Raw genomic sequence first — 24,428 nt, forward strand, 5'->3', positions numbered from 1 at the left:
ATCGTTTCTTGCTTACGTAATAGTTCGATACCGTCATAATTTGACAATCAAACTATTACCTAAACAAGAGGGAGCGGGTTTCCCTACTCCTTCTATCTTATATTCTGCTTATTTTGTTTGCTCTTCAACGTAGGCAACCAAGTCACCAACTGTTTTCAAGTCATCTTCTGCTTCGATTTGGATATCAAAAGCATCTTCAATTTCTGAGATTACTTGGAACAAGTCCAATGAATCTGCGTCCAAATCATCAAAAGTTGATTCAAGTGTTACTTCTGATGCGTCTTTTCCAAGTTCTTCAACGATAATTTCTTGTACTTTTTCAAATACTGCCATGATAGGACTCCTTTAAAATAAATAGTTTTTTTATAACAATGTGTTCACCACATGATTACCTAAATTGTAAGAATGAGCGTGCCCCAGGTCAAGCCTCCACCGAAGCCTGATAGCAGAACAGTCTGACTACCATCTAAACGGATGAGGCCTTGTTCTACACACTCTGAAAGTAAAATCGGGATACTGGCTGCACTGGTATTGCCATATTCCATCATATTGGCTGGAAGTTTGTCTCGTTCGACACCAATTTTTTTAGCCATTTTATCCAAGATACGGTCATTAGCCTGATGAAGTAGTAGATAATCCAAGTCTGTCGCCTCTACAGGAGATTCTTCAATAGTCTGTTTGATAGACTTGGCTACATCCCGAATGGCAAAATCAAAAACTGCGCGTCCATCCATCTTCAAAAATGAATCTGAATTTTCTTGATCTGAAAATGGAGAATGCAAGCTTGAATGTCCGTACGTTAGACACTCGCTGCGACTTCCATCGCTATTGAGACTCTCAGCCAAGAAATGCTCTTTCTCGCTAGCTTCTAGCAAGACACCACCAGCACCATCTCCAAACAAAACAGCTGTTGATCGGTCCGACCAATCGACTGCTTTAGAGAGGGTTTCACTACCAATCACCAAGCCTTTTTGAAAGCGACCAGAAGCGATAAACTTTTCAGCAGTTGAAAGAGCAAATACAAATCCACTACAAGCAGCTGTTAGGTCAAAAGCAAAGGCCTTATTAGCACCAATATTAGCTTGGACACGAGCAGCTGTAGAGGGCATCATCGAATCTGGAGTGATGGTAGCTAGGATGATAAAATCCAGCTCTTCCCCTGTGATTCCAGCTTTTGTCATCAGTTTCTTGGCAACCTCTGTAGCCAAATCACTAGTAGATTCTGTTCTTGAAATATGCCTTTGTCGTATTCCCGTCCGACTTGAAATCCACTCATCATTGGTATCCATAATCTGGGCCAAATCATGATTTGTAACCACTTGCTCTGGCACATAATGAGCAACCTGGCTTATTTTTGCAAAAGCCATTATTTCAAATCCTCCAAAAATTGATAAAGATTGGTTAACCCTTTGCTCATAACATCAATTTCTTCCTTACTCATACCGTCAATGATTTTTTCAACCATGGCCTTGTGGAAGCGTTTATGTAGTCTATGAACCAAGCGACCCTTCTTTGTCAAATGCAGATGCACCACACGACGATCCTGCTCTGAGCGAATGCGTTCAATGTAACCCTTGCGTTCAAGATTATTCAAACTCGTCGTAACCGTCCCAAGAGTCACCATCAACTCTTTCGACACTTGACTTGGCGTCACATCTGGGAATTTTCCAATTACATCGATTGTATGTACTTCTTTAATGGAGATATCCTTGAAACGACTACCCCTCAAGCTAACTTCCTCGATAACGAGGACATTGTTAAATATAGATGTTAAATATTCATTAATTCGTTGGTAGTCCAATCTCTTTTCCCTCCTTTTCAAAAAACTTTCACAATCAAAACATTTGACAAAAAAATTATATCAAACTTCAAAGAACAGTGCAAGTATTTTTTTATTTTCCTGTAAATTTAGGCCTTCTTCTCTCCGAATGAGCCCGAACTCCCTCTTTGAAATCCTCTGTTTGAGCCAAGGATTCCTGTAGCTTCAATTCTAAAGCAGCATAATCTTGCCAATCTTTAAATTGACTCTCCCAAACCAACTTCTTGATAGCTGCATAAGAATTAGCTGACCCACGTCTTAATTTTTTAAGAAGCTGTCCTCTGGTTTTTTCTAACTTATCAGCTTCAGAAATACGGTAAACCAGGCCCCACTCTAGAGCTTTTTCTGCTGTCAAAGCCTCTCCTGTCATGGCTAGTTGAGTTGCACGCGTCACACCAATACTTCGACTCAAAAGATGAATTCCTCCTGCATCCGGAGCCAAGCCAACTCCAACAAAAGCTTGGATAAATTTAGCCTTATCCGTTGCCAGACAGAAATCCGCAGCAACAGCCATATTCGCTGCGGCACCTGCAACAGCCCCATCAACCTCCATCAAGACAGGTTTGGCTATTTGCTTGATTTTATAGGAAATAGTATTGACCAATTCTGCGATTTTCGTCAATGATGGAATATCATCCTCATCCACCGCCCGCTTCATCTCTACTAAATCTCCCCCAACTGAAAAGACTTTGCCATTCGCGTTGATTAAGACAAAATGCACAGCCGAATCCTCTTCTGCCAAAGTCAGAGCTTCTAAAATCTCCTCACACATAGGAATATGAAAACCATTTGCAACCTCAGGACGGTTCAAGGTAAGGATTGCCAAATCCTCTTCAAGTTGATAAATAATGTGTTCCATCTGGACTCCTTTTTGTTTTATAAGAAGTTTAAATTATTTTATTTTCAAAGTATATCTTGTTTAGGAGCAGAAAGCAATAAAAAATCGACTAAAAGTGTCTCGGCCGATTAGACAGGCTCCCTTTAATGTAGAAAGCATCTCATTTTCTTCATTGAAAAAAGGCCTTCTTTCTGCTATAATCGTATAAAATACTTACTTTAGGAGTTCTTATGAAAGTTGTTAAATTTGGAGGTAGCTCTCTTGCCTCTGCTGGTCAATTAGAAAAAGTTTTAAACATCGTCAAAAGCGATCCTGAACGCCGTTTTGTAGTTGTTTCTGCGCCTGGTAAACGCAATGCTGAAGATACTAAGGTTACGGATGCCTTGATTAAATACTACCGCGACTATGTTGCTGGTAACGATATTAGCAAGAGCCAAAACTGGATAATCGATCGCTATGCAGCTATGGTTAGTGAATTAGGACTGAAACCAGCTGTTCTAGAGAAAATTTCCAAAAGCATTCGTGCCTTGGCAAGTCTTCCTATCGAAGAAAACGAATTTCTCTACGATACTTTCCTAGCAGCCGGTGAAAACAACAATGCCAAATTGATCGCAGCCTACTTTAATCAAAATGGGATTGATGCACGCTATGTTCACCCTAGAGAAGCTGGTATTGTGGTCACAAGTGAACCTGGTCACGCTCGCATCATTCCATCAAGTTATGACAAGATTGAAGAATTGACAAATGCAAATGAAGTCCTTGTCATTCCTGGTTTCTTTGGAGTTACCAAGGAAAATCAAATCTGTACCTTCTCACGTGGAGGCTCTGATATTACAGGTTCTATCATTGCTGCAGGGGTTAAGGCCGACCTCTATGAAAACTTTACGGATGTTGATGGTATCTTTGCAGCCCACCCAGGCATTATCCATCAACCACACTCGATTCCTGAGTTGACCTACCGTGAAATGCGTGAGTTGGCCTATGCAGGATTCTCAGTCCTTCATGATGAAGCTCTTCTTCCTGCCTACCGTGGAAAAATTCCTCTGGTTATCAAGAATACCAACAATCCTGACCATCCAGGTACTCGTATCGTTCTAAAACACAGTAGTGATGAATTTCCAGTAGTGGGAATTGCTGGTGACTCAGGATTTGTCAGCATCAACATGTCTAAATACCTCATGAACCGCGAGATTGGATTTGGTCGCAAGGTTCTGCAAATCCTTGAAGACCTCAACATCGGTTGGGAACATATGCCAACTGGTATCGACGATCTTTCAATCATTCTCCGTTCTCGTGAACTAACTCCTATCAAGGAAGAAGAAATCCTGCGTCAATTGGTTCAAAAGGCTGAAGTAGACCATGCAGAAATCGAACACGACCTTTCAATCATTATGATTGTTGGAGAAAAAATGAAGAGTCATATCGGAGTAACTGCTACTGCGACACGTGCTCTATCTGAAAATAAGATCAACATCCAGATGATGTCTCAAGGTTCTAGTGAAGTGTCTATTATGTTTGTTGTCCATAAGGACCAAGAGAAAGCAGCTATTAAAGCCCTCTACAATGCCTTTTTCGGTGAAAGTAAGGAAGACTAAGCATGGCTCAATCACTTAACAAAACAGTGCTCCTCAATACGACAGGCACCTCCTACCTATCTATCGCTGGGAAAGTTGGGAAATTCCTTGTCGGAGATCAGGCTTTGGAATTTTACCCCGATGTCAATGTTGAACAATTTATCCAGATTCCTTGGAGCCATATCAATCAGATTGGAGCCAATGTCACTGGTCGCAAAATCAGTCGCCACTTCGAAGTCTTTACAGACAGAGGAAAATTCCTCTTTGCTTCAAAAGACTCAGGTGCTATTCTCAAAATTGCTCGTGAAAAACTGGGTAATGATAAGGTCGTCAAACTTCCTACCCTGATTCAGACAATTAGCCAAAAATTTAAAAATCTATTTGCAAAAAAGTAGAAACTTTAGTATAATCATAGTAACGGATAAGTAGGTTATCTTCTTCTTTCAGAAAGTCTGCGGGTGCTGCGAGCAGATAGGAGGGATAGGTGAAATTCTACCGTTAGTAACAATTACATACACAATCAAGTGCACACCTGTGAAGTTGGATGGAACCGTGGCCCTGCCACTCCAACGCTTTGTCAGGTGTGCTTTTTTCATAAAGGAGTTCTTATGTTAGATATCAAACGCATTCGTACAGACTTTGATGCTGTCGCAGAAAAATTAGCTACACGTGGTGTAGATGCTGCTATCTTAAACGAGATGAAAGAAATCGATGCTAAACGTCGTGACATCTTGGTCAAGGTTGAAACTCTCAAGGCAGAACGTAACACAGTTTCTGCTGAGATTGCCCAAGCTAAGCGCAACAAGGAAAATGCAGATGACAAGATTGCTGCCATGCAAAATCTATCTGCTGAGGTTAAAGCCTTGGATGCTGAATTGGCAGCAATCGATGCTAAATTAACAGAATTTACCACTACTCTTCCAAACATCCCTGCTGACAGCGTTCCTGTTGGAGCTGACGAAGATGACAATGTGGAAGTTCGCCGTTGGGGGACTCCACGAGAGTTTGACTTCGAGCCAAAAGCTCACTGGGACCTTGGTGAAGACCTTGATATCCTTGACTGGGAACGCGGTGGTAAGGTAACAGGCGCTCGCTTCCTCTTCTATAAAGGCCTCGGTGCTCGTTTGGAACGTGCTCTCTACAACTTTATGTTGGACGAACACGAAAAAGAAGGCTATACTGAAGTCATCACACCTTACATAGTCAACCACGATTCTATGTTTGGTACTGGTCAATATCCAAAATTTAAGGAAGATACTTTTGAACTCAGCGACAGCAATTACGTTCTCATTCCAACCGCTGAAGTTCCTCTGACAAACTACTACCGTGATGAAATCTTGGACGGCAAAGATCTTCCAATCTACTTCACCGCTATGAGTCCATCATTCCGTTCTGAGGCTGGTTCAGCTGGTCGTGATACTCGTGGCTTGATTCGTTTGCACCAATTTCACAAGGTTGAAATGGTTAAATTTGCCAAACCAGAAGAATCTTACGAAGAATTGGAAAAAATGACAGCCAACGCTGAAAACATTCTTCAAAAACTTAACCTTCCATACCGTGTCGTTGCTCTCTCTACTGGAGATATGGGCTTCTCAGCTGCTAAAACTTACGACTTGGAAGTTTGGATTCCAGCACAAAATACCTACCGTGAAATCTCAAGCTGTTCAAACACAGAAGATTTCCAAGCCCGTCGTGCCCAAATCCGTTACCGTGATGAAGCAGACGGCAAGGTTAAATTGCTCCATACCTTGAATGGTTCTGGACTTGCAGTTGGACGTACAGTGGCTGCAATTCTTGAAAACTACCAAAATGCAGATGGTTCTGTAACCATCCCAGAAGCACTTCGTCCATACATGGGTGGAGCTGAAGTTATCAAACCATAAAAAATAAGGTTTAGCTATTTCTAGCTAGACCTTTTTTCGTAACCAAATTAGATAAGTACCTAATACAAAGAATAAAATAGTTAGGCATATAATAGTTTCAGCCAATACCAGATAATCCAGAAATGGAACTTTCAAGATTCCCTGAGCCATCTTGAGCGAGGTAGCTGTGATAATGGTTGGGAAAGTGAGGGCTGAGAAGGCTGGTTGAAAATCTTGTTTTAAAATATTGGGTAGGCGAGTCAAAACAAAGAAAAAGAAGGATTGGGAAGACAAAATCATGACAATCAAGACCCAATTCGGTAGGCTAGCTCCTCCAACTCGAACCAGGGAAGCCAAGAGCAGAGAGAAGGGAGCACAGTAGATCCCTTCCTGTCCAAGCATGGCTAGTGGGAGTGGATGTTTCTTTAAATCGCTATAAATAAGCGGGTAGAGATAGAAGGTCAAGAGAAAACCAAAACTCAAGGTCGCATAGGCAATCTCGATAATGCCTACCAGAGGATAGGTCAAGGCTGCTACTGCTATCCCCACATAAAGCACCGTCCAGCTTGGAGTCGCATGAACCCTTCGACCTGGACAGGCAAACTTGATGGTGAAACCAGCAATCAAGGCCAAATCCAAGAGAAATGAAAACCACCAGAGACCCTGCGCTACTAAAGGAAGATGAGGGAAGACGCGAAAGACATAGGTAGATAAAATCATCCCAGCCATAGGAAAAGTGGCCATTCCTGACAAAAGAGGAGGCTTGGTCAATTCTTGCTTGGTTTCCTTCCAATTAAACAGATGCAAAATCAGAAAGTAAATCCATAAAACTAAACCTGATAAACTCAGTATATGTGACAGAACTGGCAACATATCTAAAACGAGATTTCCAGCTCCTGCCAAGCCTAGTAAACAACCTGAAAATACTAAGGGGAGTTTTTTCATCCTAACCTCCAATAATCATGTTAATTTCAGTATAGCATAAAAGCGCTTAAATGAGGACTTAAAAAAACGAAGTTGAAAATTCAAACTTCGTTTTTTCTACTTTTTAACTCCTTGCTAAGATATGGCGCAACTGAACAGCGCTTGGAGAAACAATTGGAAGAAATGCTCCTTCATTCCATCGACGGATAAATCCAGATGTTGATTTACTAAAGTAGCCTCTACTACCACCTGCTTGTAACTCTAATAGAAGACTCTGAGCAACAACATCCACAATGTCTATTCTTAACTGAAAGAGTTCACGCGGATTGGTAACAAAATAGGACCTGTCAGACAAACCTTGATAAAGCTCTCGGCGAATAGCCTCTAACTGCTCAACCTGATGTTTCCATTCATCTGTTAATACACTGCGTTTCCCCAATTCTTTTTCTACTTCTGATAGAGAACGTTCAGCTAAACCAAAAGCTAGACCAATTTGGTAGCCTAAAAAAGCAGGACGATTTTGTGCTAAAAATTGATGAGCATCTTTGGATAGAATCCATTCCTCTTTCAAAAGAACCTTATTAAAAGTCAGAGCAGCCGTATTTCCTCCTTGAAGAGAAACAAATTCTAAGTCTTCAGAACGACTAAAATTCTCTGCGTCCGATGGTACAGCCACCACATAACTTGTACTTGGATCATCTGGAAAACCTGCCACAAAAATAGTTAAGAATTGATCTCTTCGAGCATTCGTGACCCATGGTAGTCGCCCTTTTAGATACAATTGTCCATTTTCTTCAATAATCCGAACATTCAGTTCTTCTAGGTCAGATAGATATTTGACAGCATTGGACAAGGCAGTGGCACCTGCATATTCTCCAGACAAGAGTTTTTCCAGATAGGTTTCCTTAAAATAGGAGTTATCTGTATGGAGAATATTATCAATTAGAGTGCGTTGTCCCCATGAAATAAAAGAAGCTGTTAAGGAATGTTGCGCGAGCTCTGCAAGGATATCAATGACATCTTGGTCACTTCCGCCTGAACCTCCGAGAGATTCTGAAATTCCTACACGAAAGGCTCCCTCTGCTGCAATTTTCTCAATCAGCCGCTCTCCAGCTTGACAAGATTGTTTGTCGATTTCATCAGCATGCTGGTCCAACCAGCTCAAAAATTCTTCTGAAAAAAATCCCATAGTCTTTCCTCCTTTTAAGCATAAGGTTGCAATTCTGGGTTAATGGGTGTATTGGCTAGATTGTTGGCATAGTTACAAAGACTTGCTAGGCTGACACCAAGAACCACATCCAAGGCATTTTGTTGGGTGTATCCAGCTTCTAGAAACTCAGCCAAGGCTTCATCTCCTACACGACCCTTGGTATTGATGACGGCCAAGGTAAACTTAGCTAGGGTGTCCAATTTAGGATCTGTTTCAATCGGAGTACGATTGCGGAGGGCTTGAAGCAGATCATCATTCATCTGGATTTGTTTAATTGAAAAGGCTGTGTGACCTGCGACGCAGAAGGCACAACCATTAGTTACGGCTGCCGTGATTTGCACCACTTCACGCTCAACAGGTGTCAGACTATTGCGACGGTTGATAGCTCCGACAGTTCTGTAGGCTTCTAGGGCAGTAGGTGCATTAGCCAAGAGTCCGATTAGATTGGGAATAAAGCCATTGTTGTCTTTTTCTACTGTTTCAAGAACTTCTTTCACTTCTGCTGGTGCTGATTCTACTGTATGGATTGTAAATGTTGTCATCATAAAACCTCTTTTCATTTTCTTGAAACCTAGTCTATCACAGATTCTATACCGTGTATAATATATATTTTAAATTACACTGATAGAAATTTTTTATGAAAGCAAAAAAATCACACGAGCTGTGTGATTTCATTATTTGTCAAAATACTTTTTAGTTTCAGCAATAACAACTGGTGATAAAACTAAGAGGGCAATCAAGTTTGGCAGAGCCATCAAGGCGTTGACAATATCTGCGATAATCCAAACCATATCCAACTCGATAAATCCTCCCAGCAAGACCATGAGCACAAAAATCACACGGTAGAGCCAGATAAAACGAACCCCAAAGAGAAACTCGAAACAACGTTCTCCGTAATAGTTCCAACCTAGAATCGTTGTAAAGGCAAAGAGAACAAGGAAGATTGTTAAGAGGGCAGGTCCAAAGTGTGAAAAGACTGTTGAGAAGGCTGACTGAGTCAAGGCAACTCCATTCAAATTACCACTCCAAACACCAGTTACCAAGATGGTCAAACCAGTCAGGGTACAGATAATGAGAGTATCAATAAAGGTCCCTGTCATGGAAATCAAACCTTGCTCTACTGGTTCGTTTGTCTTAGCTGCAGCTGCTGCAATGGGAGCAGAACCCAGACCAGATTCGTTCGAGAAAACACCTCGCGCTACACCATTTTGAATAGCCATCCGAATGCTAGCACCGGCAAATCCACCTACCGCAGCAACCGGACTAAAAGCGGATGTCAAGATTAAAGCGATTGTAGCAGGGATTTTCTCGATATTAAAGAAAATAACTGTAAGAGTTCCCAAAATATAAATAATAGCCATAAAAGGAACAACAGTAGTTGAAACCTTAGAAATGGACTTGAGGCCGCCAAAGACTGCAGTTGCTACGAATACAGACAAAACGAGAGCGGTGATTGCTGGCGAAATAGTCGTCGTATTTTGGATAGATTCTGTAATCGAGTTGACTTGGGTGAAGGTTCCGATTCCCAACAAAGCTACTAGCACACCTGCCAGAGCAAAAAAGATAGCAAGTGGTCGCCACTTTTCTCCCATCCCTAGAAGAATATAGTGCATAGGACCTCCCGCTACTGCACCATGATCATCCTTGGTACGGTATTTGATAGCTAGTAGTCCTTCCGCATACTTGGTAGCCATCCCAAAGAAAGCAGCCATCCACATCCAAAAGAGGGCTCCTGGGCCACCGACCTTGATAGCCGTCGCGACTCCGATAATATTTCCCGTACCAACTGTAGCTGCGAGGGCTGTACACAAGGCCGCAAAGCTGGATACATCACCATGCCCCTTGTCCTTAGTAAAAATAAGCTGGAAGGCCTTAGGCAAACGCAAAACCTGTAAGAGACCTAGACGGGCAGTTAGGTAAATCCCTGTTCCGACCAAGAGAATCAAGAGGGGTGGGCCCCAAGCAAAAGCATCAATTGATTTAAGCAATTCTAACATTTCCTTCTCCTATCTTTTCAACCCCAAAAGAAAGAGCACATGCAAGATACATGTACTCTGGAATGCTTAGATAAATGCTAAAAAGCGGTCTATCCTAGCTCTGTCCTTTTACCTGAGAGTTTGAGCAGTTGCCTGCCTTGCCCCTTCGGTGCCTTTACGGTCTCTCCAGAGTTCCGTCCATTTACAGTCATGGAAAATCAAACGATTCGCCACTTCTATTAAACTTCATTCGGTGTTGGTATTTAATTGATTCTTATTTTACAAAAAATGTTGGCTTTTGTCAATGGATTTTGGGAAAATCTTATTTGACTCGGTAAAAGAAAGACTGGCCATTCCCATGTGCGTGAAGTGCTATTAATTAAATGAATCTATTTCACTTCTAGTCTACACGATATAAGAATTGTTCTGGTTTATTATGTACTGGAAATGAAGCACGATAGAGAATTCTATCTTTACTAATATCCGAAGCGTCTGATATTAATCCATCCATTGATGTCTCATCAGGTATTCTAACACCTGCTGGTATGAATTGAATAAAGACTCCAAAAGATGGACCTGAGTAGCGAGCTCGTAAAAAATCATTGACTATTTCTGATTCTGCAAGGTCAACTTTAAATTTCTCTGGCGCTATCAAGCCATCTTTACTAAAGACTAAGTCTTCTCCTCCATGACCATTACTCCATTTTCCCTCAATACTAGAGAAATCTCCATTTTTTATGGCATTTATATCCATTTTCCCAGAAGTATTTTGATTTGATGAAGATGCTGTTGCAGCAAATTTTTCTGTTACAGATTTCCAAGTCAGACTAGATAGATTCATTCGAGCACCAGGACTGACTTCATCCTCTGTCTTAGCTTCTTTAACCTTCTCTAGTTTGTCCCCACTACTATTCAACTTCCAAATGGTATGAATGGTCTGTGGATCTCCTGCGAACGGATTCCACTGGGTATAGAGATTACCATTTTCTAATAGATAGGCCTTAAAGCGTGTTCCAAGCATCTGCATTTTATTTTCAGCATTGGTGAGGCGAATAACTTTCTGATCTTTGAGTGTAAAAATATCTAAAATCTCACTACCATTTTTCGAAGAGACAATCAATTCATCAATACCATTTTTATCCATATCAACCATTGCATAGGTAAAAGCTTGACTGCGTTCTGCCATCCCTGCATAGATATTAGCAGTTGGATTGATAGTATCCTTAACTTCTGATTTATGGTCTAGAAGAAATTCATAATCCTTCAAAATGCTATTATAAGGACTGTAATCTGCACTTGACTTCCCCTTATCTGCACTTGCCCCTCCAGGAATCTTATCTGAAACAGATTTCCAGCTTAAAGTCTCCAGAGAAATGGGAGAACCGACCCCAAGATCTGCTAGTTCTTGATCTTCCTTAGCCTTTACCAAAGACTGCCCATCTTCACTAAATTGGTAGTGAGCATAGATGTGACTCGTTGCTGTACCAGCCCCACGATAGAGCAGAGAATTGTCTGGCAAGATACCGACCGTCATTCTCTCACCAATCTGGTCTAAACGATTTTCTTGATTGGTCAAACGAATCACCTTTTCGTCTTTCAGCGTACGAATATCAAGTAAACTCTTTTCGCCACTCTTCATTTCAAGAGCAAGTAAAAGTTCATCGACTCCATCATTATTCAAATCCGTCTTGTGGTAAACCACATCTGTATAAAAGCCTTGAGAAGACTTTACTTGACTAGCTAGGGAATTGACATCCATGCCTGTCGCCCAGGTACCTTTCGCTGCTTTTTCATAGTCATCCAAAACCTTATTATAGTAACTGTAGTCTATCTCTGGACTTGCTACTTCCTCGGATGCTGGTTCCGCGCTTTTGTTCCAAGGTAAATACTGACAGCCTCCTAGAACTAGTGTCAGTAAAAGTGTTGTGGCTAATAAAAACTTTTTCATATTACTCCTTTATCTAAGAGAAAGGAACCAGCATGTGCCAATTCCTTTCTATATTTTTATTTGATCAAAATGTTACCTATTCGCAAATTGTTTCTATTTCTATTTATTTATTATAAGCCATTTCTCACAAGCTATCATTCTAGCGAACCCACTTACCTGAGCCATCTACTGTGTAGCCATCTGGGGTACGTTCGTTAACCGCCATCTTACCATTTGACTTGAGATAGTAATCGCCTACCCATGTGTTACGAGCATAGCTTCCTTCTGATGTTAGATAATAGTAAGATTGGTAGCTACTATCATAGATCCACTCACTCTTAGCCATTTTACCATCTGATTTGAGGTAGTAACTTCCAGCCCAAGCATTACGTGCATAGCTACCCTCCGCTGTCAAGTAATAGTATGATTTATAGTTATTGTCATAAATCCACTCGCTTTTAGCCATGTATCCACCTGATTTAAGATAGTAGTTACCTGACCAAGCATTTTGAACAAAGGTACCTAAAGCATTTAGGTAGAAGTAAGAATTGTACTGAACATCAAAAACCCATTGATTGACCACTTTCACACCAGCTTTGTAGTAAGAAGAACCTGACCAGCCAGTCTGACCTGAGGTAGAGCTAGTAGTTGGTTTTGGAGTTTCAGGTGCTTTTGGTTTTTCTGTTTCTTTAGGAGTTGAAGAGTCTAGAGGATTGACATATTTTTCATCCTTAACAGTAAATATCGCTGATCTACCGATATACTTATGCAAGATAGTATCTACTCCTTTCTCCCCATGAAATTGTAAGTAATATTCACCGTCTGGAACATTATAAAGATTATTCCAACTTTGTTGAGTGATTGGAACAGACGATTTATAAAACATTGAACTGATATGATTTTTTTTAGTAATTTGTCCTGTCTTTGCATTTACAAGGTCTGCATATATATCTACATAAGTATTTACAGGTACCTTCTCAACAGTCATATCAACATGTATAATTGTTCCCTCTCCTGGTATAACCTTATTGTCTACCTTATGATTTTCAATTTTGGTAGTTTCAGCCTGCACCGTTTGTGCTGAAAAAGGTAGAACTCCTGCTGTGTCAATAGTTGACAATACTCCGACTGTTGAAAGTGCCAAAGCACACACTAATAATTTCTTTTTGTTCATGTTATTTTCCTCCATGTTATAGTTTTTTATTTAATCCACTTACCTGATTCATCCACTTGATAACCATCTGGGGTACGTTCGTTGACTGCCATCTTACCATTTGATTTGAGATAGTAGTCACCTACCCATGTGTTACGAGCATAGCTTCCTTCTGATGTTAAGTAGTAGTATGAATCATAGTTCTTATCAAAAATCCACTCTTTTGTAGCCATCTTGCCATTTGATTTAACATAATAACTATCAACCCAAGTACTGTAAGAATAGCTTCCCTCAGACGTTAGATAATAGTAGGCACCATAGTTCTTATCAAAAATCCACTCACTCTTAGCCATGTAACCACCTGATTTAAGGTAATAGTTTCCTACCCAAGAATTTTGGACAAAGTTACCTGAAGCATCTAGGTAGAAGTAGGAATTATAGTTTTTATCGAAAATCCACTTACTAGTGACTTTAGTGCCATTCTGGTAGTAGGATGAACCTGACCAACCATCTCTTTGATTCGGTGTTGATTTACTAGACGTTTTTGGAGTTGTAGCAGCTGTTGTTTTACCAGTCAGCTGCTTCACAGCCTCTTTAAACTCTTCCACAGTTCCTTTCCACTCTATGTAATTGGCACCAGACTTATTCTCAAGAGCTATATAGTTGCGATCGGATTCTTCGAAGTAAGATAATTCTGGAGTAGTTTTTGTAGCCCAAATAATGGGACGATTGGCAGTTCCCTTCCATCCTTTAAATACTTCTGAATCATTGGGAACAAGAATATAATATTTTGCAGATGGATTAATCGTCTGGGTGTCAGCCTGCACCGTTTGTGCTGAAAAAGGTAGAACTCCTGCTGTGTCTACAAGAGAGACAAGACCAAATGTTGCAGCTGCTAGGCTTGTTACTAAAACTGTTTTTGACTTCATCATCAAAAATCTCCTTTAAATTTTTATTGTTTACGGTTACAGTATAGCATGCTATTTACCTTATTTACGAAAAGCGTATTTATATTTACCTTTATTGAACAATTACCCCCCCCCCCCCCCCCCCCGAAAAAACGTAAGTATAATTACTTTTTTCTAAAAATTCCCTTAAAAACTGGTAGAATTATGATAGAATAGAAAAAAGGACTTGAGGAGCTTTAGGATGCAAGATGAAAGTATTTATGGATTAGTCTATAAGGCCATCCGTGAGGAGAGAGGGTTTACACAGAAGGAAGCCGCTGGTACTACAGTGACTCCACATTTTTTACGTCAGTTTGAGCAAGGAAAATCTCGGATAACCATTCAAAAATTTGAAGAGATTCTGTCTAATATTGGAATTGATAAAGAGACCTTTGATAGTCTCAAGACGCAGATGTTTCCAACGGAATTTCATAAATTGCAGGCTCAGGTTGCTGATTTGGCCTATAAGCGTGAATTTAAAAAGATCATTAGTTTGATTAATCAACCCATGGAAAATCCTGGGATCGCTGAACACTATGTGATTGCCAATCGTGTAGTCAATAAATTTGCTATCGCAAACATCATTGGCGATTCTTTTCTGACTCCAAAAGATTATCAAGAATTAGAATATATCAAGAACTATCTGAGTGAATTGGACGATTGGAATAAAATTGAGGTTAATATCTTTTCATCTATCCTTCCTCACTTTTCAATCGAATTTTTAGATTACAGGCTCTACCACTTATTAGATACTCTAAAAAAACAGACTGAATACCATTCAATCCGTACTGCTGACTACTATATTGCCTGCTTAAGAACTGCTATCAAGCATTACTCTGTTAATGGCTACTATGATAAAGCTGAGAGCTTAGCCGTGAAAACCTTGGAAGTGATTAATACTTTCCCTCTACTGAGCACCAAGATGACAGAGATGATTAGTCTTTCCATGGAACGGGCTAATAATTTTCTCAGAAAAGATGATGTCAGAGGTCTAGAGCTTGCTAAGCATATCTTTGCCAGTCTTGATAACTTTGAAAAGGTCTATCCAAATCAACTTCTGACTCGAATGAGAGAGGATTTCTTTGTTACTGTCACACAACTCAATCACACTGGACAACCTTTAGAGGTCTAGTCTAGAAATCAAAAAAGCTTGAGGAAGCACATATTTCCTCAGGCTTTTCTTATCCTCTAAATGTCACAATAGTCGCGCCACTGCCCCCAGCATTTTGTGGGGCATAGCCGAAACTCTTAACATGTTTGTTTCTTTGTAGGTATTTGGTAACTCCTTCACGGATGACACCTGTTCCGATACCATGGATGATATCAACTTGCGCCATATTGTTAAGCAAGGCTTGGTCGATAAAGGCATCTAGCTCATTCATGGCCTCTTCATAACGTTTGCCTCGAAGGTCCAGTCTGGCTTGAGGTCCTCGCCCAGAAGTTCGTTTCACGACATTGACCTGTTTCTTCTTAACTTGCTTTTCTTGCTGGGCTTGAACGAGGTCAAATTCTTTCTCTTCCAAGGTCATCTTAATCAAGCCAACTTGAGCTTCCCAGCGGCCATCTTTGAGTTGGCTGGTCAAGGTACCACGCTGTCCATAACTGAGAACAACGATATCATCTCCCACCTTTGGAGCTCGTTTTTTCTTGGCCTTTTGAAGAACCTTGTTTTTAGATAGGTCTACTTTTTCAGGAGCCAATTTTTTCAGCTTGGCCTTAGCTTCAATGATTTCGTGGGGTTTGAGTTGAGATTTACTGTGGAGATTTTGGAGAATCTGGTCACTCTCACTTAGAGCCATGTCTACAATCTCACTAGCTTGTTCACGCGCCTTATTAAGCTCGGTTTCCTTTTCACGATTAAGTTCGTTGTAAAGTTTTTTTAGAGCACGGTTCATCTTGAGATTTTCTTGCTCCACCTCACGGATATTGTCCAAGCGTTTACGACTTTCCAGCGTCTGCTCTTCCAGTTGCTCAATGATACGATTGACATCATTATCTTGATCGACCTGCTGACTAGCATCCCCTACGATAACTTCAGATAGGCCTAGACGTTTAGCGATTTCGAAGGCATTGCTTCGTCCAGGAACTCCCTGCATAAAGCGATAGGTCGGGCGTAGAGTTGCAGTATCAAACTCCATGCTGGCATTTTGCACAAAGGCTGTCTCAATACCGTAGGCCTTTAGTTCCGGATAGTGAGTCGTCGCCATAGTCTTGACTTGACGCAGGCGAAGGTCCTCCAGAATAGCCATGGCAAGGGCAGCTCCCTCTTGGGGATCTGTACCAGCCCCCAACTCATCCAAGAGCAAGAGCGAATGTTGATTGACCTTGCCAAGAATATCCACAATATTGGTCATGTGGCTAGAGAAGGTAGACAAGCTCTGCTCAATAGACTGCTCATCGCCAATATCAGCAAAAATTTCTTCAAAAATACCAACACGACTTCCCTTATCTGCTAAAATCGGCAAACCAGACTGGGCCATAACCTGTGTCAAGCCGAGGGTTTTGAGCATGATGGTCTTACCACCAGTATTGGGACCTGTAATGACAATAGCTGTTAAATCTTGGCCAAAATGGACATCATTTGCGACGGCATTTTTGACCAAAGGATGGCAGACATGTAGCAGTTGAATTTCCTGATTTTCTGACAACTGAGGAACGACTGCTTGCCTTTCTTGGATAAAGCGGACCTTGGCACGAATCAAGTCCAGATGGCCGATAATCCAAGCGTCATTAGCAATCTCAGCCGCATGAGGGCGAACACGCTCAGAAATTTCTTGGAGAATGCGAAGCATTTCATAGCGCTCATCTGCTCGCAAACTAGCAATCTCTTCACTCAGTTTGACCACCTCACGGGGTTCGATATAGACGGTGTTTCCACTAGCAGAAATATCATGAACAACACCTGCAATCTTGTTACGATAGGTATTCTTGACTGGTAAAACCTGACGGCCATTTCTACTGGCAACAATCCCTTCTGTCAACATCTGCCCTTTTTGCTTGAGCAAGTCCTGTAGGACATCGCGTACCTGACTCTCGCTATCATGGATTTTTCGACGGATTCTCGCTAATTCTTCACTGGCAAAATTTTCAATGAAACCTGCATCATTAAAGGCTTGGAGATTTCCTTGTAATTGCGGAAAATCATGTAATTTCTCAAACCAAAGGGCCAATTCTTCCAAGCTGACATTTTCCAGATTGGCGTAAAAACTTTGCAGTTCTCGGCTAGCAAGAAGCACCCGCTTCAAGAGTAGGAATTCCTCGATATTGAGATCCGCTCCCATCTCCAACCGCTTGCAGACTCCTGCGATTTCCTTGGTTGCGAGAATGGTAAAATGCGGTTGCTCGACGAAAAGAGCCTGCATTTCCTTCATCTCAGCAAAAGCCTGTTTGATTTTATCTGCTTTGGCAGTCGGAGCCAGCTGTCTCAGTTGCTCCAAGCCCTGCTCTGTCAACAAATGAGGTTCAAACAAAGCCTTGACCTTATTGAACTCTAATGTTTCTAATATTTTCTTATTCATCTTTATTTCCTTGTCTTTGAATGTCTAGGTGTAGTAGCTTTTTACATTCAGTCAAATCTGTAAACAAAGGGCTAGGAAAATTCCTGCCCTTTTTATCCGATTAAATTTGTCACCCAGATTTGTTTGAGCCAACTGGTTGTTACTGGTATGCTCTGGATGATGTGTTTTGCGACGATACTCTTTTCAAGAGGATTTTGTATAGCTGCCATGGGAATGGTTGCTAGTATGGTCAAAGCCATTTGCAAGACAAATAAGGTCACCAACATGGACAAGATACCTGCTGAAACTTGGAACAACTTGCCACCAAGCTTTTTACTAGGAATCAAGTGTAAGAGGAGACCAAGCAAACGACCGATGCTATATACAATCCCAAATACAAGCAAATAGCCGATCCCTGCGTAAAAGACCTTATCCAACTGAAAGAGTTGATCCGATGGGAAAAAGAAAGTTCCCTGACCTTCCTGCGGATTTGCATAAGGGAGCAGCAAATGGAATTGCTCTCCAAGCCCCTTATAAAACTGGCCAGCCATAAAAGCCGATGCCAGGGCTGAAATCAGGTAATAAACCTGTAAGAGCAGGCCTCTCCGATAGCCGATATAAAATCCCCAAGCCAAGACCAATAGAAGAAGGAGTGAAATCATAAGGAATCCTCAATCTTGCTCTGTTCTTGCTTGCAAGTCACAAGCTTGTGGCGGAGTTCTTCTAATTCTTGCTCCTTATCGTCAAATTCAATCTCACGGCTGAGCTGAGTTGATAAACAGTTGACTGCCAACAAAAGAGCGATTGTTTCATCGTCTGCACTAGGCATTTGTTCTTTAATTGCTTGGTATTTTTCTGTCGCAACCTTGGCGATTTCCTCCATAAAAAGGTTATCATGCTCGCTTGTCAAGGTTAATGATTTTTTCCCGAATGTAAATTTGAATCGATTTAGATTTGCCATAAAATTCACCTCACGATATTATACCAAAATTCGCTAATTTTGTCAGTTTTTACAAATTTGCCTGCTTTTATGGTACAATAGAAACTATGGCAAGTATAACACTCACACCTAGTGAAAAGGAGATTCAGTCTTTTCTTGAACACTATCAAACCAGTCTGGCTCCCAGCAAGAATCCCTATATTCGCTACTTTTTGCGACTACCTCAAGCAACGGTTTCTATCTATACTTCTGGAAAGGTCTTGCTTCAGGGTGAAGGGGCTGAGAAATACGCTAGTTTCTTTGGCTATCAAATGGTAGAGGAAAACAGGGGACAAAATTTCCCTTTGATTGGGACGGATGAGGTGGGAAATGGTTCCTACTTTGGTGGGCTTGCAGTTGTCGCTGCCTTTGTCACACCTGACCAGCACGACTTTTTACGAAAACTCGGTGTGGGGGATTCTAAGACTCTGACCGACCAAAAGATTCGTCAGATTGCTCCTATTCTCAAGGAAAAAATCCAGCACCAGGCACTGCTTCTCTCACCAAGCAAGTACAACGAGGTCATCGGAGACCGCTACAACGCTGTTTCTGTTAAGGTAGCCCTCCATAACCAGGCTATCTATCTCCTCCTTCAAAAAGGCGTTCAACCTGAGAAAATTGTGATTGATGCCTTTACCAGTGCTAAAAATTATGACAAGTACTTGGCACAAGAGGCCAATCGTTTCAGCAATCCTATCAGTTTAGAAGAAAAGGCTGAGGGCAAATACTTGGCTGTCGCAGTTTCTTCCATCATTGCGCGTGATCTCTTTCTGGAAAATCTTGAAAATCTAGGACGAGAACTGGGCTATCAACTTCCAAGTGGGGCTGGAACGGCTTCTGACAAGGTGGCTAGCCAGATTTTACAAGCCTATGGTATGCAGGGACTCAATTTCTGCGCCAAACTGCACTTTAAAAATACTGAAAAAGCGAAAAAACGCTTAGAAAGGTAAGTTATGAATTCATTTAAAAATTTCTTAAAAGAGTGGGGATTGTTTCTCCTGATTCTGTCATTACTAGCTTTAAGCCGTATCTTTTTTTGGAGTAATGTCCGCGTAGAAGGACATTCCATGGATCCTACCCTAGCGGATGGCGAAATCCTCTTTGTTGTCAAACACCTCCCTATTGACCGTTTTGATATCGTGGTTGCCCATGAGGAAGATGGCAATAAGGACATTGTCAAGCGCGTGATTGGAATGCCTGGCGATACTATCCGTTACGAAAACGATAAACTTTACATCAATGACAAAGAGACAGATGAGCCTTACCTAGCAGACTACATCAAACGTTTCAAGGATGACAAACTCCAAAGCACCTACTCAGGCAAGGGCTTTGAAGGAAATAAAGGAACTTTCTTTAGAAGTATCGCTCAAAAAGCTCAAGCCTTCACAGTCGATGTCAACTACAATACCAACTTTAGCTTTACAGTTCCAGAAGGAGAATACCTTCTCCTTGGAGACGATCGCTTGGTTTCGAGCGACAGCCGCCACGTAGGTACCTTTAAAGCAAAAGATATCACAGGGGAAGCTAAATTCCGCTTCTGGCCAATCACCCGTATCGGAACATTTTAAGAGATCTAAGAGGCCGAGAATCAACAATCTCAGCCTCTTCTTCTATCGTGAGAAGTGATCGTTTATTGACTATAATAAAAACACCCCCAACTCTCACCTATTCATGCAAAGGAATTTTATGGAAGTTTATTTTTCAGGAACCATTGAACGGATTATTTTTGAAAATCCCAGCAATTTTTATCGCATCCTCCTCCTAGAAATCGACGATACGGACGCAGAGGATTTTGATGATTTTGAAATCATTGTCACGGGCACCATGGCTGATGTGATTGAGGGAGAAGACTATACTTTTTGGGGGCAAATTGTCCAGCACTCCAAGTATGGGGAACAACTGCAAATCAGTCGTTATGAACGCGCAAAACCAACTAGTAAGGGCTTGGTCAAGTACTTTTCAAGTAGCCATTTCAAGGGAATTGGTCTCAAGACAGCTCAGAAAATTGTGGATACCTATGGTGACAATACCATTGACGAAATTCTGCAACACCCAGAAAAGCTAGAAGGTATCGCAGGACTCTCTGCAAAAAATCGCGAGGCATTCGTCTCCACACTTCGTCTCAACTACGGAACGGAGATGGTTTTGGCCAAACTAGCCAACTACGGCATTCCCAACAAACTAGCCTTTCAGATTCAAGACTTTTACAAGGAAGAAACCCTTGATGTGGTTGAAAATTATCCCTACCAGTTGGTTGAGGATATCAAGGGTTTGGGCTTTACCATTGCTGACCAATTAGCGCAAGAATTAGGAATCGAAAGTCAGGCTCCTGAACGCTTCCGCGCCGGGCTAGTTCACAGTCTTTTTCAGGCCTGTATGGAAACAGGGGACACCTATGTTGAAGCTCGGGATTTGCTAGAACAAACTCTCACTCTCCTTGAGTCTTCCCGCCCCGTGGAACTGGATCCCAGCCAAGTGGCCCAAGAACTCTCCTACCTGATTGAAGAAGACAAGGTCCAGCAGATTGATACCAAAATTTTTGACAACAGCCTCTTTTTCGCTGAGGAAGGTATCCGCAGTCACTTGGTTCGTATCCTTGAAAAAGGAAAACAGAAGAGCCAGGATTTAGAAACCATTCAAAAACATATCGCTACTGTCGAGGAAGAGCTGGGGATTGAGTATGATAGCATTCAAAAACAAGCTATCTGTGATGCTATCCAGAACAAGGTCTTTATCCTAACAGGTGGACCTGGTACTGGTAAGACAACGGTTATCAATGGTATCATCGCTGTTTATGCCCTTTTAGAAGGACTTGACCTCAGGAAAAAAAGCAACCTACCTATTCTTCTTGCCGCTCCAACTGGACGAGCAGCTCGCCGCATGAATGAATTGACAGGCTTGCCTAGCGCGACCATACACCGTCATTTAGGAATGACAGGTGACGATGACACCAGTCATCTGGAAGATTATCTGGATGCCGACTTTATTATCGTGGATGAATTTTCTATGGTGGATACTTGGCTGGCCAACCAACTCTTCTCCAACATCTCTTCTAACAGCAAGATCCTCATCGTGGGTGACAGCGACCAGTTGCCGTCTGTCAGTCCTGGACAGGTTCTAGCGGATCTGCTTCATATTCCCTTGATTCCTCAGACTCGCTTGGAAAAAATTTATCGACAAAGCGAAGAATCAACCATCGTCACTCTAGCTAGTCAGATTCGACAGGGTATCCTGCCAGCTGATTTCACCCAGAAAAAAGCAGACCGTTCCTACTTTGAAATTGCTAGTGCCCATATCCCTGCTACTATTGAGAAAATCTTAGGCGCTGCCCTAAGAAGTGGTATCCCTGCCCGTGATATCCAAGTTCTGGCTCCCATGTATCGAGGAACTGCAGGGATTGACGCTGTCAATCAGCTCATGCAAGACCTGCTCAATCCACCACAAAAAGACCAACTCAGTTTTGAAGCTCCCCAGTGTCACTATCGTAAGGGAGACAAGGTCATTCACCTGGTCAACGATGCTGAAATCAATGTCTTTAATGGGGATTTAGGAGCTATCACAGACCTGATTCCTGGTAAATACACCGAGTCGAAACAAGACGAGATTGTCATTGATTTTGATGGCAACGAAGTCTCTTACCCACGTAACGAATGGTACAAGATTCGCCTAGCCTATGCCATGAGTATCCATAAGTCTCAGGGAAGTGAGTTTCCTGTTGTCATCCTACCTATCACCAGTGCTAGTAGGCGTATGCTGGAGCGCAATCTCATCTATACAGCCATTACACGCGCCAAAAGCAAGCTTATCTTACTAGGCGAATTACAGGCCTTCGACTATGCTACCCAGCATATCGGAACTGCCCGAAAAACCTATCTGATTGAACGATTCAGTGATTTATTGGAGAATGTTGAAGAAAAGCAACAAACTGTCTCAGAAACTGCCACATCAAGTACCTCTGAACAATCCTACATCCTGACAGAAGAAAACTGGGACAGCATCCCAGCCATGATTGGGATTACAGACGCAGACCTCAAAGAGATTTTTGGAAAATAGTGCATAAGAAAACCCACCAATTCAGGTGGGATTTTTGTTTATTAATACTCAATGAAAATCAAAGAGCAAACTAGGAAGCTAGCCGCAAGCTGTACTTGAGTACGGTAAGGCGACGCTGACGTGGTTTGAAGAGATTTTCGAAGAGTATAAGATTATTTAACTGTTGCTGTGCTTGTAATCAACTCAACAGCTTTTTTAATTGTGATGTCATGTTTCAACATATCAGCTGAAAGCAAGCTTTGTACTTGTGCAACTTCCATGTTGTAGTCTGCTGCCAATTGCTCGATTTCTTTTTGGATTTCTTCTTCTGAAGCATCAAATCCTTCAGCTTTGGCAACTGCTTCGATAACAAGGTTAGTCTTAGTACGTGACTCAGCTTCTCCCTCGTATTGTTTGTGAAGGTCTTCTTGAGTCGTTCCAGTGATTTGGAAGTACATGTCAGGGTTGATACCTTGGCGTTGCAAGTTTCCAAGGAATTCGTTTACTGAACGATGAACTTCTTCATGAATCATTTCTTCTGGAAGCTCTACGATTTCAGCGTTTTCTACAGCTTTATCAATTGCTGCACCTTCAACGGCATCTTTGTATGCTTCTTCTTTAGCTTCAGCTAACTCTTTGCGGTATTTTTCTTTCAATTCAGCAAGTGTTTCAACTTCTTCGTCGATGTCTTTTGCAAGCTCATCGTCAAGAGCTGGAACTTCTTTTGCTTTTACTTCGTGGATAGTTGTCACGAATTTAGCTTCTTTACCTGCAAGATCTTCTGCTTGGTAGTCTTCTGGGAATGTTACGATAACATCAACAGTTTCGCCAGCTGAGTGACCTACCAATTGGTCTTCAAAACCAGGGATGAATTGACCTGAACCAAGTCCAAGTGAGAAGTTTTCACCTTTTCCACCGTCAAATTCAACACCGTCGATAGAACCAACGAAGTCGATGACAACAGTGTCGCCGTTTTCAGCAGCAGCTTCTTTGATAACCAATTCAGCCAAGTTGTTGCGTTCGCGTTCGATACGCTCTTCAACGTCAGCGTCAGTTACTTCTTTTTCTAGATCAACTGATACTTCAAGGTTTTTGTAGTCACCCAATTTTACTTCAGGTTTTGTAACGACTTCAGCAGTGATAACCCAGTCTTGACCTTTTTCCATTGAAGTTACGTCAATTTTTGGTTGTGCAACTACTTCAAGACCAGCTTCTTTTACTGCAGCTTCATAAGCGTTTGGCAAAAGAGCGTTCATAACGTCTTGATAAAGTGACTCTTCACCAAATTTTTTATCGAAGATAGGGCGTGGAAGGTGACCTTTACGGAAACCTGGAACATTAAGAGATTTCTTCACTGAGTTGAAGACACGGTCCAATTCTGGTTTGATTTGGTCTTGAGAGATAGTGAAAGTCAAGACACCACGGTTTGTTTCTTTGTTTTCAAATGATACAGACATTCTGTCATTTCTCCTTAAAATTTTTTAAATACAGTCTATTATAACATAAATGAGCGACTTTTTTCAAGTAATGACTGCGCTTTTCAATGATGGGAGAGGTACGGCAACTTCTCAAAGTAACTTCCACTTGCCTAACCAAAGTGGAAATTAGTCTAAAACGGATTTTTATGGTGGAATTAAGTATGAGACGTTTGAGTTAGAAATGAGATTCACTATGACAAAACATAAACACC

Annotated in this window: 22 protein-coding genes and 1 riboswitch; of the genes, 7 read left to right on the forward strand and 15 right to left on the reverse strand. The window is 41.5% G+C overall.

What is annotated here, in order from left to right; translation table 11 throughout:
- Positions 1-108: 108 nt before the first annotated feature.
- The 4 genes from B7695_RS03695 to B7695_RS03710 all read right to left on the reverse strand — a co-directional run bounded on the left by B7695_RS03695 (position 109) and on the right by B7695_RS03710 (position 2,678).
- On the reverse strand, positions 109-333 hold the full coding sequence (locus B7695_RS03695) for an acyl carrier protein (RefSeq protein WP_000257838.1): 225 nt from the start codon (positions 331-333) through the stop codon (positions 109-111).
- 59 nt (positions 334-392) lie between these two features.
- Positions 393-1,367 (reverse strand): beta-ketoacyl-ACP synthase III, encoded by a 975-nt coding sequence (locus B7695_RS03700; protein WP_084889773.1) that lies wholly within the window; start codon positions 1,365-1,367, stop codon positions 393-395.
- The gene (fabT, locus tag B7695_RS03705) at positions 1,367-1,801 is read right to left on the reverse strand and encodes a fatty acid biosynthesis transcriptional regulator FabT (protein WP_023945587.1); all 435 of its coding nucleotides are present in this window, start codon (positions 1,799-1,801) and stop codon (positions 1,367-1,369) included. The genes B7695_RS03700 and fabT overlap by 1 nt, the downstream gene beginning before the upstream one ends.
- A 91-nt stretch (positions 1,802-1,892) precedes the next feature.
- Positions 1,893-2,678: an enoyl-CoA hydratase gene (locus B7695_RS03710; RefSeq protein WP_084889775.1), complete on the reverse strand. Its 786-nt coding sequence runs from the start codon at positions 2,676-2,678 to the stop codon at positions 1,893-1,895.
- Positions 2,679-2,887: 209 nt separating this feature from the next.
- Between B7695_RS03710 and B7695_RS03715 the strand changes: the two genes are divergently transcribed.
- The 3 genes from B7695_RS03715 (at position 2,888) to serS (ending at position 6,114) form a co-directional block, all read left to right on the forward strand.
- On the forward strand, positions 2,888-4,252 hold the full coding sequence (locus tag B7695_RS03715; protein WP_084889777.1) for an aspartate kinase: 1,365 nt from the start codon (positions 2,888-2,890) through the stop codon (positions 4,250-4,252).
- Positions 4,253-4,254: 2 nt separating this feature from the next.
- Positions 4,255-4,626: a DUF956 family protein gene (locus B7695_RS03720; protein WP_000079350.1), complete on the forward strand. Its 372-nt coding sequence runs from the start codon at positions 4,255-4,257 to the stop codon at positions 4,624-4,626.
- A gap of 213 nt (positions 4,627-4,839) precedes the next feature.
- On the forward strand, positions 4,840-6,114 hold the full coding sequence (gene serS / locus B7695_RS03725; RefSeq protein WP_084889779.1) for a serine--tRNA ligase: 1,275 nt from the start codon (positions 4,840-4,842) through the stop codon (positions 6,112-6,114).
- 24 nt (positions 6,115-6,138) lie between these two features.
- Here serS and B7695_RS03730 read toward each other — a convergent pair whose 3' ends face one another.
- The 7 genes from B7695_RS03730 to B7695_RS03760 all read right to left on the reverse strand — a co-directional run bounded on the left by B7695_RS03730 (position 6,139) and on the right by B7695_RS03760 (position 14,212).
- Positions 6,139-7,038 carry a TDT family transporter gene (locus tag B7695_RS03730; RefSeq protein ID WP_084889781.1) on the reverse strand — a complete coding sequence of 300 codons (900 nt, stop codon included), beginning with the start codon at positions 7,036-7,038 and terminating at the stop codon, positions 6,139-6,141.
- 103 nt (positions 7,039-7,141) lie between these two features.
- Positions 7,142-8,206 carry an acyl-CoA dehydrogenase family protein gene (locus B7695_RS03735; protein ID WP_084889783.1) on the reverse strand — a complete coding sequence of 355 codons (1,065 nt, stop codon included), beginning with the start codon at positions 8,204-8,206 and terminating at the stop codon, positions 7,142-7,144.
- A 14-nt stretch (positions 8,207-8,220) separates the two neighbouring features.
- A complete protein-coding gene (locus B7695_RS03740; protein ID WP_084889803.1) occupies positions 8,221-8,769 on the reverse strand; it encodes a carboxymuconolactone decarboxylase family protein in 549 nt (182 codons plus the stop codon).
- Between the two features lie 132 nt (positions 8,770-8,901).
- A complete protein-coding gene (locus B7695_RS03745) occupies positions 8,902-10,224 on the reverse strand; it encodes an alanine/glycine:cation symporter family protein (RefSeq protein ID WP_084889785.1) in 1,323 nt (440 codons plus the stop codon).
- A gap of 90 nt (positions 10,225-10,314) precedes the next feature.
- Positions 10,315-10,403, reverse strand: a riboswitch (glycine riboswitch).
- A 200-nt stretch (positions 10,404-10,603) separates the two neighbouring features.
- A complete protein-coding gene (locus B7695_RS03750) occupies positions 10,604-12,151 on the reverse strand; it encodes a DUF6287 domain-containing protein (protein WP_084889787.1) in 1,548 nt (515 codons plus the stop codon).
- Positions 12,152-12,290: 139 nt separating this feature from the next.
- Entirely contained in the window at positions 12,291-13,304 is a 1,014-nt protein-coding gene (locus tag B7695_RS03755; protein ID WP_192855724.1) for a PspC-like choline-binding domain-containing protein, read from the reverse strand.
- A gap of 26 nt (positions 13,305-13,330) precedes the next feature.
- Positions 13,331-14,212: an endo-beta-N-acetylglucosaminidase gene (locus B7695_RS03760; protein ID WP_084889805.1), complete on the reverse strand. Its 882-nt coding sequence runs from the start codon at positions 14,210-14,212 to the stop codon at positions 13,331-13,333.
- A gap of 220 nt (positions 14,213-14,432) precedes the next feature.
- Here B7695_RS03760 and B7695_RS03765 point away from each other — a divergent pair, with 220 nt between their 5' ends.
- Positions 14,433-15,362: a helix-turn-helix domain-containing protein gene (locus tag B7695_RS03765; protein WP_084889791.1), complete on the forward strand. Its 930-nt coding sequence runs from the start codon at positions 14,433-14,435 to the stop codon at positions 15,360-15,362.
- Between the two features lie 49 nt (positions 15,363-15,411).
- Here B7695_RS03765 and B7695_RS03770 read toward each other — a convergent pair whose 3' ends face one another.
- The 3 genes from B7695_RS03770 to zapA all read right to left on the reverse strand — a co-directional run bounded on the left by B7695_RS03770 (position 15,412) and on the right by zapA (position 18,688).
- The gene (locus tag B7695_RS03770) at positions 15,412-17,748 is read right to left on the reverse strand and encodes an endonuclease MutS2 (protein ID WP_084889793.1); all 2,337 of its coding nucleotides are present in this window, start codon (positions 17,746-17,748) and stop codon (positions 15,412-15,414) included.
- Positions 17,749-17,840: 92 nt separating this feature from the next.
- Positions 17,841-18,389, reverse strand: a complete 549-nt coding sequence (locus B7695_RS03775; RefSeq protein ID WP_084889795.1) for a CvpA family protein — start codon at positions 18,387-18,389, stop codon at positions 17,841-17,843.
- On the reverse strand, positions 18,386-18,688 hold the full coding sequence (gene zapA, locus B7695_RS03780; RefSeq protein WP_000002019.1) for a cell division protein ZapA: 303 nt from the start codon (positions 18,686-18,688) through the stop codon (positions 18,386-18,388). Before zapA ends, B7695_RS03775 begins: the two co-directional genes overlap by 4 nt.
- An 86-nt stretch (positions 18,689-18,774) precedes the next feature.
- On the opposite strand from zapA, the gene rnhC reads away from it, so the two are divergent.
- The 3 genes from rnhC to recD2 all read left to right on the forward strand — a co-directional run bounded on the left by rnhC (position 18,775) and on the right by recD2 (position 22,759).
- Positions 18,775-19,656, forward strand: a complete 882-nt coding sequence (gene rnhC, locus B7695_RS03785) for a ribonuclease HIII (RefSeq protein WP_084889797.1) — start codon at positions 18,775-18,777, stop codon at positions 19,654-19,656.
- Positions 19,657-19,659: 3 nt separating this feature from the next.
- Positions 19,660-20,274: a signal peptidase I gene (lepB, locus tag B7695_RS03790; protein WP_001083986.1), complete on the forward strand. Its 615-nt coding sequence runs from the start codon at positions 19,660-19,662 to the stop codon at positions 20,272-20,274.
- A gap of 118 nt (positions 20,275-20,392) precedes the next feature.
- Positions 20,393-22,759 (forward strand): SF1B family DNA helicase RecD2, encoded by a 2,367-nt coding sequence (recD2, locus tag B7695_RS03795; RefSeq protein WP_084889799.1) that lies wholly within the window; start codon positions 20,393-20,395, stop codon positions 22,757-22,759.
- A gap of 152 nt (positions 22,760-22,911) precedes the next feature.
- Here the strand turns inward: recD2 and tig are convergent, their stop codons facing one another.
- Complete coding sequence (tig, locus tag B7695_RS03805) at positions 22,912-24,195, reverse strand: trigger factor (RefSeq protein ID WP_084889801.1); 1,284 nt, start codon at positions 24,193-24,195, stop codon at positions 22,912-22,914.
- Between the last annotated feature and the right edge of the window lie 233 nt (positions 24,196-24,428).

It is taken from the genome of Streptococcus mitis, from assembly GCF_002096845.1.
In the GTDB taxonomy this organism is placed as follows: Bacteria; Bacillota; Bacilli; order Lactobacillales; family Streptococcaceae; genus Streptococcus; species Streptococcus mitis_A.

Bases quoted from the DNA above. Each gene is read 5' to 3' on its own strand.
- B7695_RS03695 (WP_000257838.1), bottom strand. From the start codon at position 333: ATGGCAGTATTTGAAAAAGTACAAGAAATTATCGTTGAAGAACTTGGA.
- B7695_RS03700 (WP_084889773.1), bottom strand. From the start codon at position 1,367: ATGGCTTTTGCAAAAATAAGCCAGGTTGCTCATTATGTGCCAGAGCAA.
- B7695_RS03710 (WP_084889775.1), bottom strand. From the start codon at position 2,678: ATGGAACACATTATTTATCAACTTGAAGAGGATTTGGCAATCCTTACC.
- B7695_RS03715 (WP_084889777.1), top strand. From the start codon at position 2,888: ATGAAAGTTGTTAAATTTGGAGGTAGCTCTCTTGCCTCTGCTGGTCAA.
- B7695_RS03720 (WP_000079350.1), top strand. From the start codon at position 4,255: ATGGCTCAATCACTTAACAAAACAGTGCTCCTCAATACGACAGGCACC.
- serS (WP_084889779.1), top strand. From the start codon at position 4,840: ATGTTAGATATCAAACGCATTCGTACAGACTTTGATGCTGTCGCAGAA.
- B7695_RS03730 (WP_084889781.1), bottom strand. From the start codon at position 7,038: ATGAAAAAACTCCCCTTAGTATTTTCAGGTTGTTTACTAGGCTTGGCA.
- B7695_RS03735 (WP_084889783.1), bottom strand. From the start codon at position 8,206: ATGGGATTTTTTTCAGAAGAATTTTTGAGCTGGTTGGACCAGCATGCT.
- B7695_RS03740 (WP_084889803.1), bottom strand. From the start codon at position 8,769: ATGACAACATTTACAATCCATACAGTAGAATCAGCACCAGCAGAAGTG.
- B7695_RS03745 (WP_084889785.1), bottom strand. From the start codon at position 10,224: ATGTTAGAATTGCTTAAATCAATTGATGCTTTTGCTTGGGGCCCACCC.
- B7695_RS03750 (WP_084889787.1), bottom strand. From the start codon at position 12,151: ATGAAAAAGTTTTTATTAGCCACAACACTTTTACTGACACTAGTTCTA.
- B7695_RS03755 (WP_192855724.1), bottom strand. From the start codon at position 13,304: ATGAACAAAAAGAAATTATTAGTGTGTGCTTTGGCACTTTCAACAGTC.
- B7695_RS03760 (WP_084889805.1), bottom strand. From the start codon at position 14,212: ATGAAGTCAAAAACAGTTTTAGTAACAAGCCTAGCAGCTGCAACATTT.
- B7695_RS03765 (WP_084889791.1), top strand. From the start codon at position 14,433: ATGCAAGATGAAAGTATTTATGGATTAGTCTATAAGGCCATCCGTGAG.
- B7695_RS03770 (WP_084889793.1), bottom strand. From the start codon at position 17,748: ATGAATAAGAAAATATTAGAAACATTAGAGTTCAATAAGGTCAAGGCT.
- B7695_RS03775 (WP_084889795.1), bottom strand. From the start codon at position 18,389: ATGATTTCACTCCTTCTTCTATTGGTCTTGGCTTGGGGATTTTATATC.
- zapA (WP_000002019.1), bottom strand. From the start codon at position 18,688: ATGGCAAATCTAAATCGATTCAAATTTACATTCGGGAAAAAATCATTA.
- rnhC (WP_084889797.1), top strand. From the start codon at position 18,775: ATGGCAAGTATAACACTCACACCTAGTGAAAAGGAGATTCAGTCTTTT.
- lepB (WP_001083986.1), top strand. From the start codon at position 19,660: ATGAATTCATTTAAAAATTTCTTAAAAGAGTGGGGATTGTTTCTCCTG.
- recD2 (WP_084889799.1), top strand. From the start codon at position 20,393: ATGGAAGTTTATTTTTCAGGAACCATTGAACGGATTATTTTTGAAAAT.
- tig (WP_084889801.1), bottom strand. From the start codon at position 24,195: ATGTCTGTATCATTTGAAAACAAAGAAACAAACCGTGGTGTCTTGACT.